Origin of the sequence: Methylocystis parvus (assembly GCF_049675845.1) — a bacterium.
Lineage (GTDB): Bacteria > Pseudomonadota > Alphaproteobacteria > Rhizobiales > Beijerinckiaceae > Methylocystis > Methylocystis parvus_A.
This window is the reverse complement of the sequence record NZ_CP187161.1, coordinates 3,714,000-3,727,496: the sequence shown is the minus strand read 5'-3', so window position 1 is coordinate 3,727,496 and position 13,497 is coordinate 3,714,000. Positions and strand designations below refer to the sequence as shown.

Here is a 13,497-nt window from a genome sequence, read left to right as displayed (position 1 = left end):
CTACCCTCTGGTCATCACACGCACCTTGCGGCCCGCTTCGAGCTTATGGACGCCCAGCACGACGATCTGGTCGCGCGCCGTCAGCGAACCGGAGACGAGCGCGGCGTCCGAATCATATCGAACGAGCTTCACCGGCGTGAGCTTCAGGCGCCCGTCCGCATCCACCTTCCAGACGGCGGGACCGTCGCCCTGATTGTAGAGCGCCGAGAGCGGCACGCTCATCACCTGCTCGGCCCCCGGCGCCGCGATGCTGAGCGTCGCGCTCATGCCAAGGGAAATGGAGGCGTCCGGATCGAGGATCGAATAGCGGGCGGCGAATGTACGCGTCGCGGCGTCGGCCGAGGGGCTGAGTTCGCGCAGCTTCGCGCGATAGGTTTTGCCCTTATTGGCCCAGAGCGTCAGGGTGGCGGCGCCCTTGTCGGCGCGCGTCGCGAAGTCCTCGGGGAGCGCCACCGCCGCCTCCAGTTCACCGGAATGGGCGAGCCGTATCGCCGTCTGGCCGGCCGCGACCACCTGCCCGGGCTCCACGAGCGTCTGAGTGATGACCCCGTCGCCATCGGCGCGAAGCGTCGCGTAGTCCAGTGAGTTGCGCGCCATTTCCAGGGCTCGCTCGGCGCGCTGCTGGCGCCCGCGCGCCTCCTGGGCGGCGGCTTTGATTCGGTCGAGCGTGGCGTCGGTCGTCCAGCCGTTCTTGCGCAAGGCGAGCGCCCGCTTCTCGTCGCCCTGCGTCTGCGCCATCGCCATTTTGGCCGCCGACAATTCGGCCTCGATGGCAAAAGATATTCGATCGGCCGGATCGTCGCCGCGAATTCGCGCCTCGGCTTGGACCGAGAACCGGCCGGTCGAGCGGCGCGTCGTGTCTGTCGCCGTCATGGACGGCGGTAAAGACGCAACTCAGCAGCAAGAGATTGAAAGCTTTGGTCATCGGGCCGTTTGGCGCCTCCGCGCCCGGGCGGGCGTGACGTGTGACGATTTTCAATATTTACCGTCATCCACCGTCCATCGTTCGTAAGTCTTATCGAGACCTGGAGCCGACGATGAACGCCTGCCCTCGTCGGTCTGCCGGCCAAGCGCCATGGGCCGCTGTCACGAACCCCAGACGAAAGGAACCATTTTCGGCATCGATCAAGCGCCTGATCGCGCGCGCCGCTCGTCGACGACGACGGCGAGCGCCTCGTCGGCCACGGAAGGACAAGACCTTCTTCGCCATCAAGCGCCTGATCTCGTCCCGTACAAGATCGTGAAGGCCAACAATGGCGACGCCTGGGTCGAAGCCGCCGGCAAGCAGTATTCGCCCTCGCAGATCTCGGCCTTCATCCTGCAGAAGATGAAGGAGACGGCGAAGCCAATCTCGGCGAGACCGTCACGCAGGCGGTCATCACCGTTCCCGCCTACTTCAACGACGCCCAGCGCCAGGCGACCAAGGACGCCGGCAAGATCGCGGGCCTCGAGGTTCTGCGCATCATCAACGAGCCGACGGCCGCGGCGCTCGCCTATGGCCTCGACAAGAAGCGGAGTCCGGCACGATCGCGGTCTACGACCTCGGCGGCGGCACCTTCGACGTTTCCATCCTCGAGATCGGCGACGGCGTCTTCGAGGTGAAGTCGACGAACGGCGACACCTTCCTGGGCGGCGAGGACTTCGACAACCGCGCTCGTCGAATATCTCGCCGACGAGTTCAAGAAGGAGCAGGGCATCGACCTGACGAAGGACAAGCTCGCCCTGCAGCGCCTGAAGGAAGCGGCTGAAAAGGCGAAGATCGAGCTGTCTTCGCGCGCCTTCGACCGAGATCAACCTGCCCTACATCACCGCCGACGCGACCGGCCCGAAGCATCTGACGATGAAGCTGACGCGCGCCAAGTTCGAAGCTCTGGTCGACGATCTGATCCAGCGCACGTCGAGCCCTGCCGCAAGGCGCTCTGAAGGACGCGGGCCTCACCGCGGCCGAGATCGACGAAGTCGTTCTCGTCGGCGGCATGACGCGCATGCCGAAGGTGCAGGAAGTCGTGAAGCAGTTCTTCGGCAAGGAGCCGCACAAGGGCGTCAACCCGGACGAGGTCGTCGCCATCGGCGCCGCGATCCAGGCGGGCGTTCTGCAGGGCGACGTGAAGGACGTGCTGCTGCTCGACGTGACCCCGCTGTCGCTCGGCATCGAGACGCTCGGCGGCGTGTTCACCGCGCCTCATCGACCGCAACACGACGATCCCGACCGAAGAAGAGCCAGGTGTTCTCGACCGCCGAAGACAACCAGAACGCCGTCACCATCCGCGTCTTCCAGGGCGAGCGCGAAATGGCGCAGGACAACAAGCTGCTCGGCCAGTTCGACCTGATGGGCATTCCGCCGGCCCCGCGCGGCATGCCGCAGATCGAAGTGACCTTCGACATCGACGCCAACGGCATCGTCAACGTCTCGGCGAAGGACAAGGCCACCGGCAAGGAGCAGCAGATCCGCATCCAGGCTTCCGGCGGTCTTTCCGACGCCGACATCGACAAGATGGTCAAGGACGCCGAGCTGCACGCCGCCGAAGACAAGGCGCGCCGCGAGCTGGTCGACGCCAAGAACCACGGCGAAGCCGCGATCCACACGGCCGAAAAGGCCGTCGCGGATTACGGCGACAAGGTCTCCGGCGCCGACAAGAGCGCGATCGAGGCGGCCATCGCGTCGCTGAAGACCGCGCTCGAGGGCGACAATGTCGAGACCATCAAGGCCAAGACCAACGAACTGGCCCAGGCTTCGATGAAGCTCGGCGAGGCGATGTACAAGGCCCAGCAGGCCGACGCCGGAGCCGCCGGCGCCAGCGAGGCCCCCAAGGACGACGTGATCGACGCCGAGTTCAAGGACGTCGGCGACGACAAGAAGTAAGCGCGGGCTGGCCTTGAGCGGCCGAATGCGGTAGCGAACGGAAGCCCGGCGTCAAAAGCGCCGGGTTTCGTTGCGTTCGGGCCGTCGGGAGACGATCGACAAGCCATGACGCGTCTTTGGCTCGGTGCTGCATGGCGAGGATACCGAGGACAGCGACATCGACATCCTGGTCGATGCGTTGCCGGGTCTGACACTATTCCAACTAGGCGGCTTACAAATCGAACTTGAAGAGCTGCTCGGCGTGAAAGTTGACCTTTTGACGCCCAAGGAGCTCCCGCAGCGCATTCGAGCGCGCGTTCTCGCGGAGGCGACTGCGATATGAAGGAGGAGCGTATCCACACGCTTCTCGATCAGGTCGAAAAGGCCTTGTGCTTGTGCGCGTCTTACCTCGATGGCCTGAGCAGGGACGATTTTCTGAAGGATAACCGGACGCAGCAAGCAGTCGCGATGAACTTGATCATCCTCGGAGAGGCGGTTTCCCGACTAGAGGCCCGTTTCCCAGAATTTCTGGCGCGGTTTCCGGGTATGCCATGGCAAAGCATGAGAGGCATGCGCAATCGCATCGCGCATGGCTATTTCGAACTCGATATGGAGATTGTCTTCGACACGGCGCGGATGGACCTGCCTGAGCTTCAGAAAAGCCTGTCAGCGCTACGCGCCGCTGTGGACGAGAACAACTAAAAACGGCCGACCATGTCCAAGCGCGATTACTACGAAGTCCTCGGCGTCTCTAAGACCGCCACCGAAGTCGAGATGAAAATCGCCTTCCGCAAGATGGCGATGCAGTGCCATCCCGACCGGCATCCCGGCGACGCGGAAGCGGAGGCGCGTTTCAAGGAGCTCAACGAGGCCTATCAGTGCCTCTGCGACCCGCAGAAGCGCTCGGCCTATGATCGCTTCGGCCATGCGGCCTTCGAGCAGGGCGGCGGCATGGGCGGCTTCTCCTCCTCGGAGGGCTTCGGCGCTTCCATGGCCGATATTTTCGAGGATCTCTTCGGCGACGTCATGGGCCGGCGCGGCCGCTCGGGCGGGCGCGAGCGCGGCTCGGACCTGCGCTACAATATGGAGATCACTCTGGAGGAGGCCTATCACGGCAAGACGGCCTCGCTTAAAATCCCGACCTCGGCGACCTGCGAAGCCTGCTCCGGCACCGGCGCCAAGAAGGGTTCGAAGCCGAAGACCTGCACCACCTGCGCCGGCCATGGCCGCGTGCGCGCACAGCAGGGCTTCTTCGCCATCGAGCGCACCTGCCCGTCCTGTCAGGGACGCGGCGAGATGATCGACAATCCCTGCCCGTCCTGCTCGGGCTCCGGCCGCAAGACGGTGGAGCGCTCGCTCTCGGTCAACGTGCCGCCGGGCGTCGAGGACGGCACCCGCATCCGTCTCGCCGGCGAGGGCGAAGCGGGCGTGCGCGGCGGACCGCCGGGCGATCTCTACATCTTCCTCTCGGTGAAGCCGCACCCCTTCTTCCAGCGCGACGGGGCGGACCTTTACTGCCGCGTGCCGATCTCCATGGTCCGCGCCGCGCTCGGCGGCGAAATCCAGGTTCACGCCCTCGACGGCTCGGAGATCAAGCTGAAGGTCCCCGAGGGGTCGCAATCCGGCAAGCAGCTCAAGGCCAAGGGCAAGGGCATGCCGGTGCTGCGCGGTCGCGACAACGGAGACCTGCACGTGCAGCTTTCCGTAGAGACGCCGCAAAAGCTCACCAAGCGGCAGAAAGAGCTCTTGGCGGAGTTCGAGAAGGAATCTTCTCATGAGACCCATCCCGAGGAGCACGGCTTCTTCGCGCGGATGAAGGATCTATTCGGGGGATAAAGGGCGGCTCGTGCGAAAGGACGACGCTCTGATAATCGCGTTGGACGCCGGGCCGTCTGCGCCTGAGACATGCCCCCTTTGCGCGCGCCCCTTGGGCAAAATCCGCGTTACCGAGCACCATCTCATTCCGCGCCGCTACAAGGGCAAGGAGACGCGGATGATGCACGCGATCTGCCATCGAAAGATCCACGCGACCTTCACCGACCAGGAGCTGCGCGACCATTATCACAGCTTCGAGCGGCTGCTGGCGCATGACGACATCCGCACCTTCGTCGATTGGGTGCGCAAGAAACCGCCGGAATTTTACGCCGGCACGAAGATGAGCGGCCGCCGCAAATAGCTCGCGCGTTGTCTTTGTCACACGGCTCCCCTATTCTCGCGCCCACGGCCCCGGCAGCGGGGCCGTTCGCACGACAATGGCCGATAGAAGCCGATTTAGGGAAGCCGCCTTGCAGAACGCCAAAAGCTCGCTCGCCGACAGCGCCCGCTTCATCAAGCAGTGGATCGAAAACCCGCGGCTCATCGGCGCGGTGCAGCCCTCCGGCCCGGCGCTCGCCAAATGCATGGCCGGCTTCGTTGACCTTTCGCGCGAAGGGCCGATCGTGGAGCTGGGACCCGGCACCGGCCCGGTCACCAAGGCGCTGCTCGCCCGCGGCATTCCCGCCGAACGTCTCGTCCTCGTCGAATATGAGGCTCGCTTCTGTCACATGCTCGCGGAGCGCTATCCCGGCGTTAACATCGTGCAGGGCGACGCCTATGGACTCAAGAAGACGCTGGCCGGCAAGATCGACGGCGGCGTGGCGACGGTCGTCTCCAGCCTGCCGCTCCTCGTGCGCCCCGAGCGCGACCGCGTCGAGCTGCTGCATCAAGCCTTCGAACTGATGGGCGACGACGGGCTCTTCATCCAGTTCACCTACGGGCTCACCAAGTCGCCCATGCCGCTCCATGCGCACGGCGTCTCCGGCTCCTATACGGGCAAGGGCTCGGCGCCCATCGTCATGAACATCCCGCCGGCGCGCGTCTGGCGCTACCGCAAGGCCGGCCACGGCGGCAAACCGTGACGGAAGCCCGCGGCCGCCTGATCGTCGCGCTCGACGTCGAAAGCGTCGAGGCGGCGCGCGCGCTCGTTTCGACGCTCGGCGACGCCGTCTCCTTCTACAAGATCGGGATGGAGCTCGCCTATGGCGGCGGGCTCGAATTGGCGCGCGAGCTGAAAGACCAGGGCAAGCGCGTCTTCATAGATCTCAAACTTCACGACATCGGCGCGACGGTCGAGCGCGCGACGCGGCAGATCGCGCGGATGGGCATGGATTTCCTCACCATCCACGCCTATCCCCAGACCATGGCGGCCGCCCGCGCCGGCGCGGGCGACCTCAGGCTCCTCGCCGTCACGGTGATGACCTCTTATGACGACGCGGACCTCAAGGAAGCGGGTTACGCCTGCTCCGTCGCGGACCTCGTCGCGCGCCGCGCTGGGCAAGCGAAGGCGGCGGGGATAGACGGCCTGATCCTCTCGCCGCTCGAGCTATCGGCCATCCGCCCCATCGTCGGCCCCGACATGCTGCTGGTGACGCCCGGCGTGCGACCCGCCGGCGCCGACGCAGGGGACCAGAAGCGGATCATGACTCCGGCCCAGGCCATCGCGGCGAGCGCCAACCACATCGTCGTCGGCCGGCCCGTCACCCGCGCGGCCGATCCGCGCGCGGCGGCCGAGGCGATCGTCGCCGAGATTGCGGGCGCTTAGGCGACCACGATCCAGAGCAAGAGCACGAATGTCTGGCTCGCCGCCGCGCCCAGAGTCACGAATTTCATAAGCGTCGCCCGCTTCAGCCCGAGGATTTCGGCGGGCGTCGCCCGGCCGGCCGCGATGAGCCGAAGAAGCAAGCGGTCCTCCATAAAATCTGACAAGCTGAACGCGAGCGGCGACAGAGCCAGAACCCATCTGCCTTCCGCCGGAAAATGGAGCAGCTCGGACGCCGCTAGCGATACGGCCGCGAGCGCCGCGCCGAGCGAAACGAGCAAGGCGAAATCATAGGGCGCGAGGACCCGGGCATAGCCCGAGAGCGAGGGCGCGCCGCTCGTCAACCAGCCGATCAACTCGTCGTCCCTGTAGAAAACCGAGGTCTCCCAGCGCCGCGCCGCGACCATATCACCGTGCTTCTCCGCCTCGTTTTTCGACGCCAGATGCGCGGCGAGAGCGAAAAGCGAAAGAAACATCGCAAGCCAAACCATTTGACGCATCTCCCTGTGCCGAGGGCGGAGCCGCGCGAGCAGGCGGAACTCCGATGGGGCCAATCTTGTTCTTTACGAGGATCAAAAACAATCCACCTGAGTGTCGATGCCCTACGAAACCAACGCCGATCTTCCCGAAAATCTGCAGCGGCTCCTCCCGCCTCACGCGCAGGACATCTACCGGGCGGCCTTCAACCACGCCTTTTTCGACCATGAGGGCGACCCCCGGCAGGAGGAGGCCGCGCATCGAATCGCCTGGGCGGCCGTGAAGCGCAGCTATGTCCGCACGCAAGAAGGCTGGCGGCGGCGGGAGTGACGCGCCGCTCTGGCCAGCCCGGCGAACTTGCTCTAAACGGGCGCGATGGTCTCGCTCCTCATCGCCCTCGCAGCCTTGGCCGCCTGGCTTTACCTGCTGATTTTCAACTCGGGCTTCTGGCGGCTGACCGAGCACGACCGGAGATTCGCGCCGCCGGGCGCTTCCGTTCCGCAAGGGACGCATGTCATCGCCATCGTCCCGGCGCGAGACGAGGCCGAGGTCATCGCGACGAGCGTCGCCTCACTGCTTTCCCAGGATTTCCCGGGCCGATTCGAGGTCGTGCTGGTCGATGACGAGAGCGCGGACGGCACCGGAGAAGTCGCCCGCGCCACAGCCGCCGAACTCGGCGCCGCCGAGCGGCTGACGGTCCTGCGCTCGGACGGCCCGGCTGACGGCTGGACTGGCAAGATCGCGGCCATGCATCGCGGCTTCAACCATGTGCTCGGGCTGGAGAAGCAGCCGGATTTCGTCCTGTTCTGCGACGCCGACATCGCCTTCGCGCCATCGGTGCTCGCCCGTCTCGTCGCCGGCGCGACGGCGCGCGGGACAGTCCTGTCGTCGCTGATGGTGAAACTGCGCTGCGAGAGCCGGGCCGAGAAATGGTTCATCCCTGCCTTCATCTTCTTCTTCCAGAAGCTTTACCCCTTCCGCGCCGTGAATAATCCCGAAAGCGATGTCGCGGGCGCGGCGGGCGGCGTCATGCTGGTGCGGCCCGAGTCGCTCGCGGAGGCCGGCGGGCTCCCGGCGATTCGCGGCGCGCTGATCGACGACTGCGCGCTCGGGGCGCTGATGAAAAAGCAGGGGCCGATCTGGCTCGGCCTCACCGACGACGTCTTCAGCCTGCGGCCCTATCCGCGTCTCGTCGATATCGAGCGCATGGTGACGCGCTCGGCCTACGCCCAGCTCGATTATTCGCCGGCAAAGCTGGCCTGGGCGGTGACCGGCATGGTCGTCGTCTACCTCGTGCCGCCTTTCCTCGCCGTAATCGGCGAATCGCCGGCCCGCGAGACCGCGCTCGTCACATGGCTGATCATGGCGCAGGCCTATATGCCGAGCTTGCGCTTCTACGGCATCTCCCCACTGCGCGCCTTGGCTTTGCCGGGGGTCGCGGCATGCTATACGTGGTTTACCGCCGTTTCGGCCTGGCGGCACATGCGCGGCCGCGGCGGCGAGTGGAAGGGCCGCTATCAGGCGCCCGCCTGAGACCGAGGCATTCATGATCGACATCGCCGAAACAAGTTCGGGCAAGGGGCATCGCGACGAGAACTTTCCCGTCGCGTCGATCCTCATCGCCCCGCAATATCGCGCGCCGATCATGGCCTTCTATGATTTCGTGCGCGCTGCGGACGACATTTCGGACCATGCGACGCTCAAAGCCCAGGAGAAGCTCGACCTTCTCGAGCGGCTCGACAACGCGCTGATGGAGCGCGGCCCCGACGAGCCCGTCGCGGCGCGGCTGCGGGAAGAATGCAAGGCGCGCAAGCTCGATCCGCAACATGCGCGCGACCTCATCACCGCCTTCATGCGCGACGTGACCTATCTGCGCTATCGCGATTGGGACGATCTCATCGATTACTGCCGCTATTCCGCGATGCCGGTCGGCCGTTTCGTCTGCGACGTGCATGGCGAGGACCCCGCCCGCGTATGGGAAGCCAATGACGCGCTCTGCGCCGCCTTGCAGGTGATCAACCATCTGCAGGATTGCGGGAAGGATTATCGCGATCTCGACCGCGTCTATGTCACCGCCGAGTCGCTCGCGGCGCATGGCGGCGCGGTGGAGATGCTCGGCGAGGCGCGCGCCCCGGCGCCGTTGCTCGCCGCGATCCGCGACCTCAACGAAAGGACCGCGGGTCTCCTCGATCAGTCCCGCGCCTTCGCGGATCTCATCGACGATACGCGGCTCGCGATGGAAGTCGGGGCCATTCAGGCGCTCGCCGAGAAGCTCGTCGCGCGCCTGAAAGTCGCCGACCCGCTCTGCGACAAGGTTCACGCCGGCAAGCTCGGCTTCGCCCTCGCGGGCGCGCAGGGCGCGATGGGCGCGCTGCTGCGCCGTTTCACCCGCCCCCGCCGCAAAATCGCGGACGCAACGCAATGACCATGGAAACCGTCACCGACTCCGCGCCGCTCAAGACGCAGACCGTCGCCGTCAAAAGCTCCTTCTATCTCGCCATGCGGATTCTGGAGCCTGCGCGCCGCGACGCGATGTACGCCATCTACGCCTTCTGCCGCGCCGTGGACGACATCGCCGACGACGAAGGCGACAGATCGCAGCGGCGCGAAGCGCTCGACCAGTGGCGCTACGATCTCGATGAACTCTATGCTGGCCGCATCCGGCCGCGTAGCGCCTTCCTCGCAGAGCCCGTGCGACGCTTCCGACTCGACCGCGCGGACTTCGAGGCGATCATCGACGGCATGGCGATGGACGTCGAGGAAGACATCTGCGCGCCCGATTGGGAGAAGCTCGAACTCTATTGCGACCGCGTCGCGAGCGCCGTCGGCCGCCTCTCGGTGCGCGCCTTCGGCCTTGCCGAGGATGGCGAGAGGGAGCTGCCCACGGCGCCGAAGCTTCTCGCCTATCATCTCGGCCGCGCGCTTCAGCTGACCAATATTCTGCGCGACCTCGACGAGGACGCCGCCCGCGGCCGTCTCTATCTCCCCCGCGAGGCGCTGGAGGAGGCCGGCGTTTTCAACCATGCGCCGCACGCGGTTCTGTCGAACCCGGCCCTCGACCAGGTCTGCGGGCCGGTCATGGGCCGCGCGCGCGAACATTTCGAACAGGCCGATCTCGTCATGTCGGGTCTGCCGAAAAACGCGGTGAAGGCGCCCTATCTCATGGCCGCGGGCTATCGCTCCATTCTCGACGGACTCACCACGCGCGGCTTCGCGCCGCCGCGCGCGCCGGTGCGCATGTCGCGCATGAAGCTCATCGGCGCCCTGCTGCGGCACGCCTTCCTGTGAGCGGAACGGTTCACATTGTCGGCGCGGGGCTCGCCGGCCTCTCCTGCGCCGTGAAGCTCGCGGACGAAGGCCAGCGCGTCGCGCTCTATGAGGCCGCCCGCATGGCGGGCGGGCGCTGCCGCTCCTATTTCGACGCGACGCTCGACCTGACCATCGACAATGGCAACCATCTGCTTCTCTCAGGCAACACCGCCGCGCGCGACTATGGCGCGCGCATCGGCGCGAGCGATGCGCTGGTGGGCCCGGACGAGTGCGAATTCGATTTTCTCGACTACGAGACCAGCCGCCGCTGGAAGCTCAGGCCCAACGCCTCGAAGCTCCCCTGGTGGGTCTTCTTCGCGGATCGGCGCGTTCCCGGCACGGGGCCGCTCGATTATCTCGACGCCGGCAAGCTGCTCTTCGCGAGGCAAGGCGCGACCATCGGCGAGACGATGCGTTGCGAGGGGTTGCTTTGGGACAAGCTCTGGCGCCCGGTGATGCTCTCGGCGCTCAATATCGAGCCCGCCATCGCCTCGGCGACGCTCGCCGGCGCTGTGCTGCGCGAAACGCTCGCCGCGGGCGGCGACGCCTGCCGACCGCTCGTCGCCAAGGGCGGACTCGGCCACGCCTTCATCGAGCCGGCTTTGCGCAAGCTGCAATCTCAGGGGATCGAACCGCGCTTCGGCGCGCGGCTGAAAGAAGTCGTCTTCGACGGCGCGCGCGTCTCCGGCCTGCGCTTCGGCGACGAGGAATTCGCCATCCGCCCGGAAGATCGAATTGTCCTCGCCGTACCCGCCTGGAGCGCGCAGGAGCTGATCCCCGGCCTCGTGACGCCCGACGATCACCGCGCCATTCTCAACGTGCATTTCAAGATCGCGCCGCCGCCCGGCCAGCCTCTGCTGCTCGGAATGGTTGGCTCGCTCTCAGAATGGCTCTTCGCCTTCGACGACCGTCTCTCCGTGACGATCTCCGGCGCGGATCGACTCATGGACGCGCCGCGCGAGGAACTGGCGGCGAAGATTTGGGCCGAGGTCGCGACCGCGACGGGCCTCGCTTGCGACATGCCGCCATGGCAGATCGTGAAGGAGAAACGCGCGACCTTCGCAGCGACGCCCGCTCAGGAAGCGCGGCGGCCAAGCGCGCAGACGCAGTGGCGCAATCTTTTCCTCGCGGGCGACTGGACCGCGACGGGACTGCCGGCGACGATCGAGGGGTCGATCCGCTCTGGCTATAAAGCAGCCAGTTTGGCGACGCGTCCCATTTGACCCGAAGGCGTCACCGTCGAGCTGGCGCAAGCGGTGTGACGTGAGAGAGCCGGCAGCGGCTTTGCAGCCTGCCGGCTCTTTGAGACTTACGCAGCCTTCTTGGTCAGATCGGCGATCAACGCCGTCGCCTTCTCGATGAGCGCCGCCGCCTGCTTCTGTGCGACCGGCAGATATTCCTGCGCCTTGCCGAGAGCGGCCTGAAGCTCGCGCAGCGCCTTTTCCGTCACCGGATGCGACGTGAACTTCTTCCATTCCGCTTGCAGATCGAGATTCGCAAGGCGCGCCTGAGCGGTCTGCGCCAATGGATAGGATTTCGCCTTCTCGAACTCGGCCTTGTAATCGATGGACGAGAGCCAGGCGAACGCCTTCTTGATCAGCGCGACCGCGTAGCGACTGGCAGCGACGAGAAAGTCGCGCAGCAGCAGCGCACAGCGTTTCCCTTCGCGCATCGCCGTCTCCGTCAGCGCATTCGCCTTCACCAGCGCATGCACCCGCGCATTCACTTTGCGCAATTCGCCTTCGAGACGCGCAATCGTATATTCCTGCTGGCGGAGCATGTTGGCGGCGCTTTCCTGCACGCTCGTCGCAGTCGCGAAGTCGCGTTCGAGCGTTGCGACATGGTTTTTGATCGTCTCGACCATGCGGAAGGAAAATTTGCCGGCCTCGAGATCGGCCAGCGCGAGTTCGATATCCGTTTTGACAGTCATGCTCACTTCTCCAAGATCGCTCGCAAAACCATCGCGGGCAGATGGTTAAAACTTCCTTTCAAAGCGGCGGAAGAAAGGCGTTTCTCCTTCTTTTACATAGGCTTGACAATAGGAAGGATGCTTTGCGCGGAGGCGAAAAGCGAAGCTGAGCAGCAACGCGACTCACTCGCGCGCGCTATGCTCTGCGCGAAAGCGAACGCAAGAATCCTGCCATGTCGTCGCTCAAATCCTGCTCGAGCGCAGGCGCCATCTTCAGCAGCACGTTCGCGACAAAAGCCTGATCGTTGCGCGTTTCCGCGAGACATTGCTTCAGTTCGGGCACGCTATCCTCGATATGCGCCAGAAAAGCGACGCCCTTCTCCAGTGTCTCGCTCCATTTCGCGCGCGTCCACACCGCGAGCGGAAAGATGATCTCCTGCGCGAAATTGGATTGCCGCGCTTTCTCGAAGAAGCGCAGTCCCGCATTCCAATTCTCCCGCGCGCGCATGGGCGGCGGCGCAATGTCGCCAGCGAGCATCTTATAGGCGGCGGCGCCGACGTGATCTTCAAGGCTGAGCGGCGAATCGTTCGCCGAGTGGAACGGCCAGAAGGCCACTGAGCCCGGAAAATCCGGCCCAAGTTTTTCCGTCAGCCCCTTCTCGACTTTCTCCACCGCCACCTTGTCGCCCTTCAGCGCCGCCGTCATGCAGAAGGCGAAGACGGCGTCGGCGCCATATTTGGCGGCGACGCCGCCCTTCATCTGCTGTGCGGCCAATTGCGGCGTCACGCCGTCGGCCGGGGCTTGGACGTCGCCTGAACGCACCGCCGTGATGAAGGTCGTGATTTCGAGCCAGCCGACATAGCTGGCGATAAAGGCGTCGGGATCGACGAAGACGATCGCCTCGTTGATGAGTTTCTTGCGCCGTTGCAGCTCGGCCATATCCGTCATGAAGGCCTCCTACTCGTCCGCAAGCATCACGCCGGTGACGCAGACGTCGCCGTCGTCGATGACGAGCTTGATCGGCGTGAGATGCGCGCCCTGGCAGGGGCCGATGAAACATTCGCCCGTATCGATGTCGAACTGCGCGCGATGCCGGCCGCATTCGAGGAAATTGCCCTCCTCGTCCATGAAGACGCCGGGATCCTTGTCGAGCCGCAGCCCCTCATGCGGGCAAGCGTTCTCGAAACCGAAGAAATTATTGCCCTTGCGCGTGATGATGATGGGCCAGGGCGTCGCTTCGCCGCTCTCCTCCGCCTTCATCAGGACGAAGCCGTGCGCCTGCGCGTCGTCGATCTCGACTGTCCGACAAATCACAAAAAGCTCGTCCATCCGGCTGCCCCTTTCGAACAATGTCGAGCGCCTCGGGTCGAAAGAGGCGGGTT

General features: G+C 65.3%; 15 protein-coding genes and 2 pseudogenes. 12 read left to right on the top strand and 5 right to left on the bottom strand.

Translation table 11 applies throughout. From position 1 onward, the window contains the following. Positions 1–759: an efflux RND transporter periplasmic adaptor subunit gene (locus ACPFMJ_RS19265; protein ID WP_424361505.1), complete on the bottom strand. Its 759-nt coding sequence runs from the start codon at positions 757–759 to the stop codon at positions 1–3. A 278-nt stretch (positions 760–1,037) separates the two neighbouring features. Between ACPFMJ_RS19265 and dnaK the strand changes: the two are divergent. The 7 genes and pseudogenes from dnaK (at position 1,038) to pyrF (ending at position 6,422) form a co-directional block, all read left to right on the top strand. Continuing rightward, positions 1,038–2,863: pseudogene (dnaK, locus tag ACPFMJ_RS19260) on the top strand (molecular chaperone DnaK). 109 nt (positions 2,864–2,972) lie between these two features. Next, positions 2,973–3,185 (top strand): annotated as a pseudogene (locus ACPFMJ_RS19255) (nucleotidyltransferase family protein); the annotation flags it as partial. Beyond that, a complete protein-coding gene (locus tag ACPFMJ_RS19250) occupies positions 3,182–3,544 on the top strand; it encodes a DUF86 domain-containing protein (protein ID WP_424361504.1) in 363 nt (120 codons plus the stop codon). The pseudogene ACPFMJ_RS19255 and the gene ACPFMJ_RS19250, both read left to right, overlap by 4 nt. Before the next feature lie 12 nt (positions 3,545–3,556). Then, complete coding sequence (gene dnaJ / locus ACPFMJ_RS19245) at positions 3,557–4,678, top strand: molecular chaperone DnaJ (protein ID WP_424361503.1); 1,122 nt, start codon at positions 3,557–3,559, stop codon at positions 4,676–4,678. Positions 4,679–4,769: 91 nt separating this feature from the next. After that, positions 4,770–5,018: an HNH endonuclease gene (locus ACPFMJ_RS19240; protein ID WP_424361502.1), complete on the top strand. Its 249-nt coding sequence runs from the start codon at positions 4,770–4,772 to the stop codon at positions 5,016–5,018. A 109-nt stretch (positions 5,019–5,127) separates the two neighbouring features. Next, a complete protein-coding gene (locus tag ACPFMJ_RS19235) occupies positions 5,128–5,739 on the top strand; it encodes a class I SAM-dependent methyltransferase (protein WP_424361501.1) in 612 nt (203 codons plus the stop codon). After that, a complete protein-coding gene (pyrF, locus tag ACPFMJ_RS19230) occupies positions 5,736–6,422 on the top strand; it encodes an orotidine-5'-phosphate decarboxylase (RefSeq protein WP_424361500.1) in 687 nt (228 codons plus the stop codon). Before ACPFMJ_RS19235 ends, pyrF begins: the two co-directional genes overlap by 4 nt. Here pyrF and ACPFMJ_RS19225 read toward each other — a convergent pair. Further along, a complete protein-coding gene (locus ACPFMJ_RS19225) occupies positions 6,419–6,910 on the bottom strand; it encodes a hypothetical protein (protein WP_424361499.1) in 492 nt (163 codons plus the stop codon). The genes pyrF and ACPFMJ_RS19225 overlap by 4 nt on opposite strands. 106 nt (positions 6,911–7,016) lie before the next feature. Between ACPFMJ_RS19225 and ACPFMJ_RS19220 the strand changes: the two genes are divergently transcribed. Genes ACPFMJ_RS19220 through hpnE form a run of 5 tightly spaced genes read left to right on the top strand, consistent with a single transcriptional unit; the run spans position 7,017 to position 11,428 of the window. Continuing rightward, on the top strand, positions 7,017–7,226 hold the full coding sequence (locus tag ACPFMJ_RS19220; RefSeq protein ID WP_424361498.1) for a ChaB family protein: 210 nt from the start codon (positions 7,017–7,019) through the stop codon (positions 7,224–7,226). 45 nt (positions 7,227–7,271) lie between these two features. After that, the gene (locus ACPFMJ_RS19215) at positions 7,272–8,429 is read left to right on the top strand and encodes a glycosyltransferase (RefSeq protein ID WP_424361497.1); all 1,158 of its coding nucleotides are present in this window, start codon (positions 7,272–7,274) and stop codon (positions 8,427–8,429) included. Between the two features lie 13 nt (positions 8,430–8,442). After that, positions 8,443–9,321, top strand: a complete 879-nt coding sequence (hpnC, locus tag ACPFMJ_RS19210) for a squalene synthase HpnC (RefSeq protein WP_424361496.1) — start codon at positions 8,443–8,445, stop codon at positions 9,319–9,321. Beyond that, a complete protein-coding gene (gene hpnD, locus ACPFMJ_RS19205; RefSeq protein ID WP_424361495.1) occupies positions 9,318–10,184 on the top strand; it encodes a presqualene diphosphate synthase HpnD in 867 nt (288 codons plus the stop codon). Before hpnC ends, hpnD begins: the two co-directional genes overlap by 4 nt. Next, positions 10,181–11,428: a hydroxysqualene dehydroxylase HpnE gene (gene hpnE, locus ACPFMJ_RS19200; protein WP_424361494.1), complete on the top strand. Its 1,248-nt coding sequence runs from the start codon at positions 10,181–10,183 to the stop codon at positions 11,426–11,428. The genes hpnD and hpnE overlap by 4 nt, the downstream gene beginning before the upstream one ends. A gap of 86 nt (positions 11,429–11,514) precedes the next feature. Here the strand turns inward: hpnE and ACPFMJ_RS19195 are convergent, their stop codons facing one another. The 3 genes from ACPFMJ_RS19195 to ACPFMJ_RS19185 all read right to left on the bottom strand — a co-directional run bounded on the left by ACPFMJ_RS19195 (position 11,515) and on the right by ACPFMJ_RS19185 (position 13,444). Continuing rightward, positions 11,515–12,135: a hypothetical protein gene (locus ACPFMJ_RS19195; protein ID WP_424361493.1), complete on the bottom strand. Its 621-nt coding sequence runs from the start codon at positions 12,133–12,135 to the stop codon at positions 11,515–11,517. A gap of 175 nt (positions 12,136–12,310) precedes the next feature. Continuing rightward, a complete protein-coding gene (locus ACPFMJ_RS19190; RefSeq protein ID WP_424361492.1) occupies positions 12,311–13,063 on the bottom strand; it encodes a hypothetical protein in 753 nt (250 codons plus the stop codon). 9 nt (positions 13,064–13,072) lie between these two features. Beyond that, entirely contained in the window at positions 13,073–13,444 is a 372-nt protein-coding gene (locus ACPFMJ_RS19185; protein ID WP_424361491.1) for a Rieske (2Fe-2S) protein, read from the bottom strand. Positions 13,445–13,497: the final 53 nt, after the last annotated feature.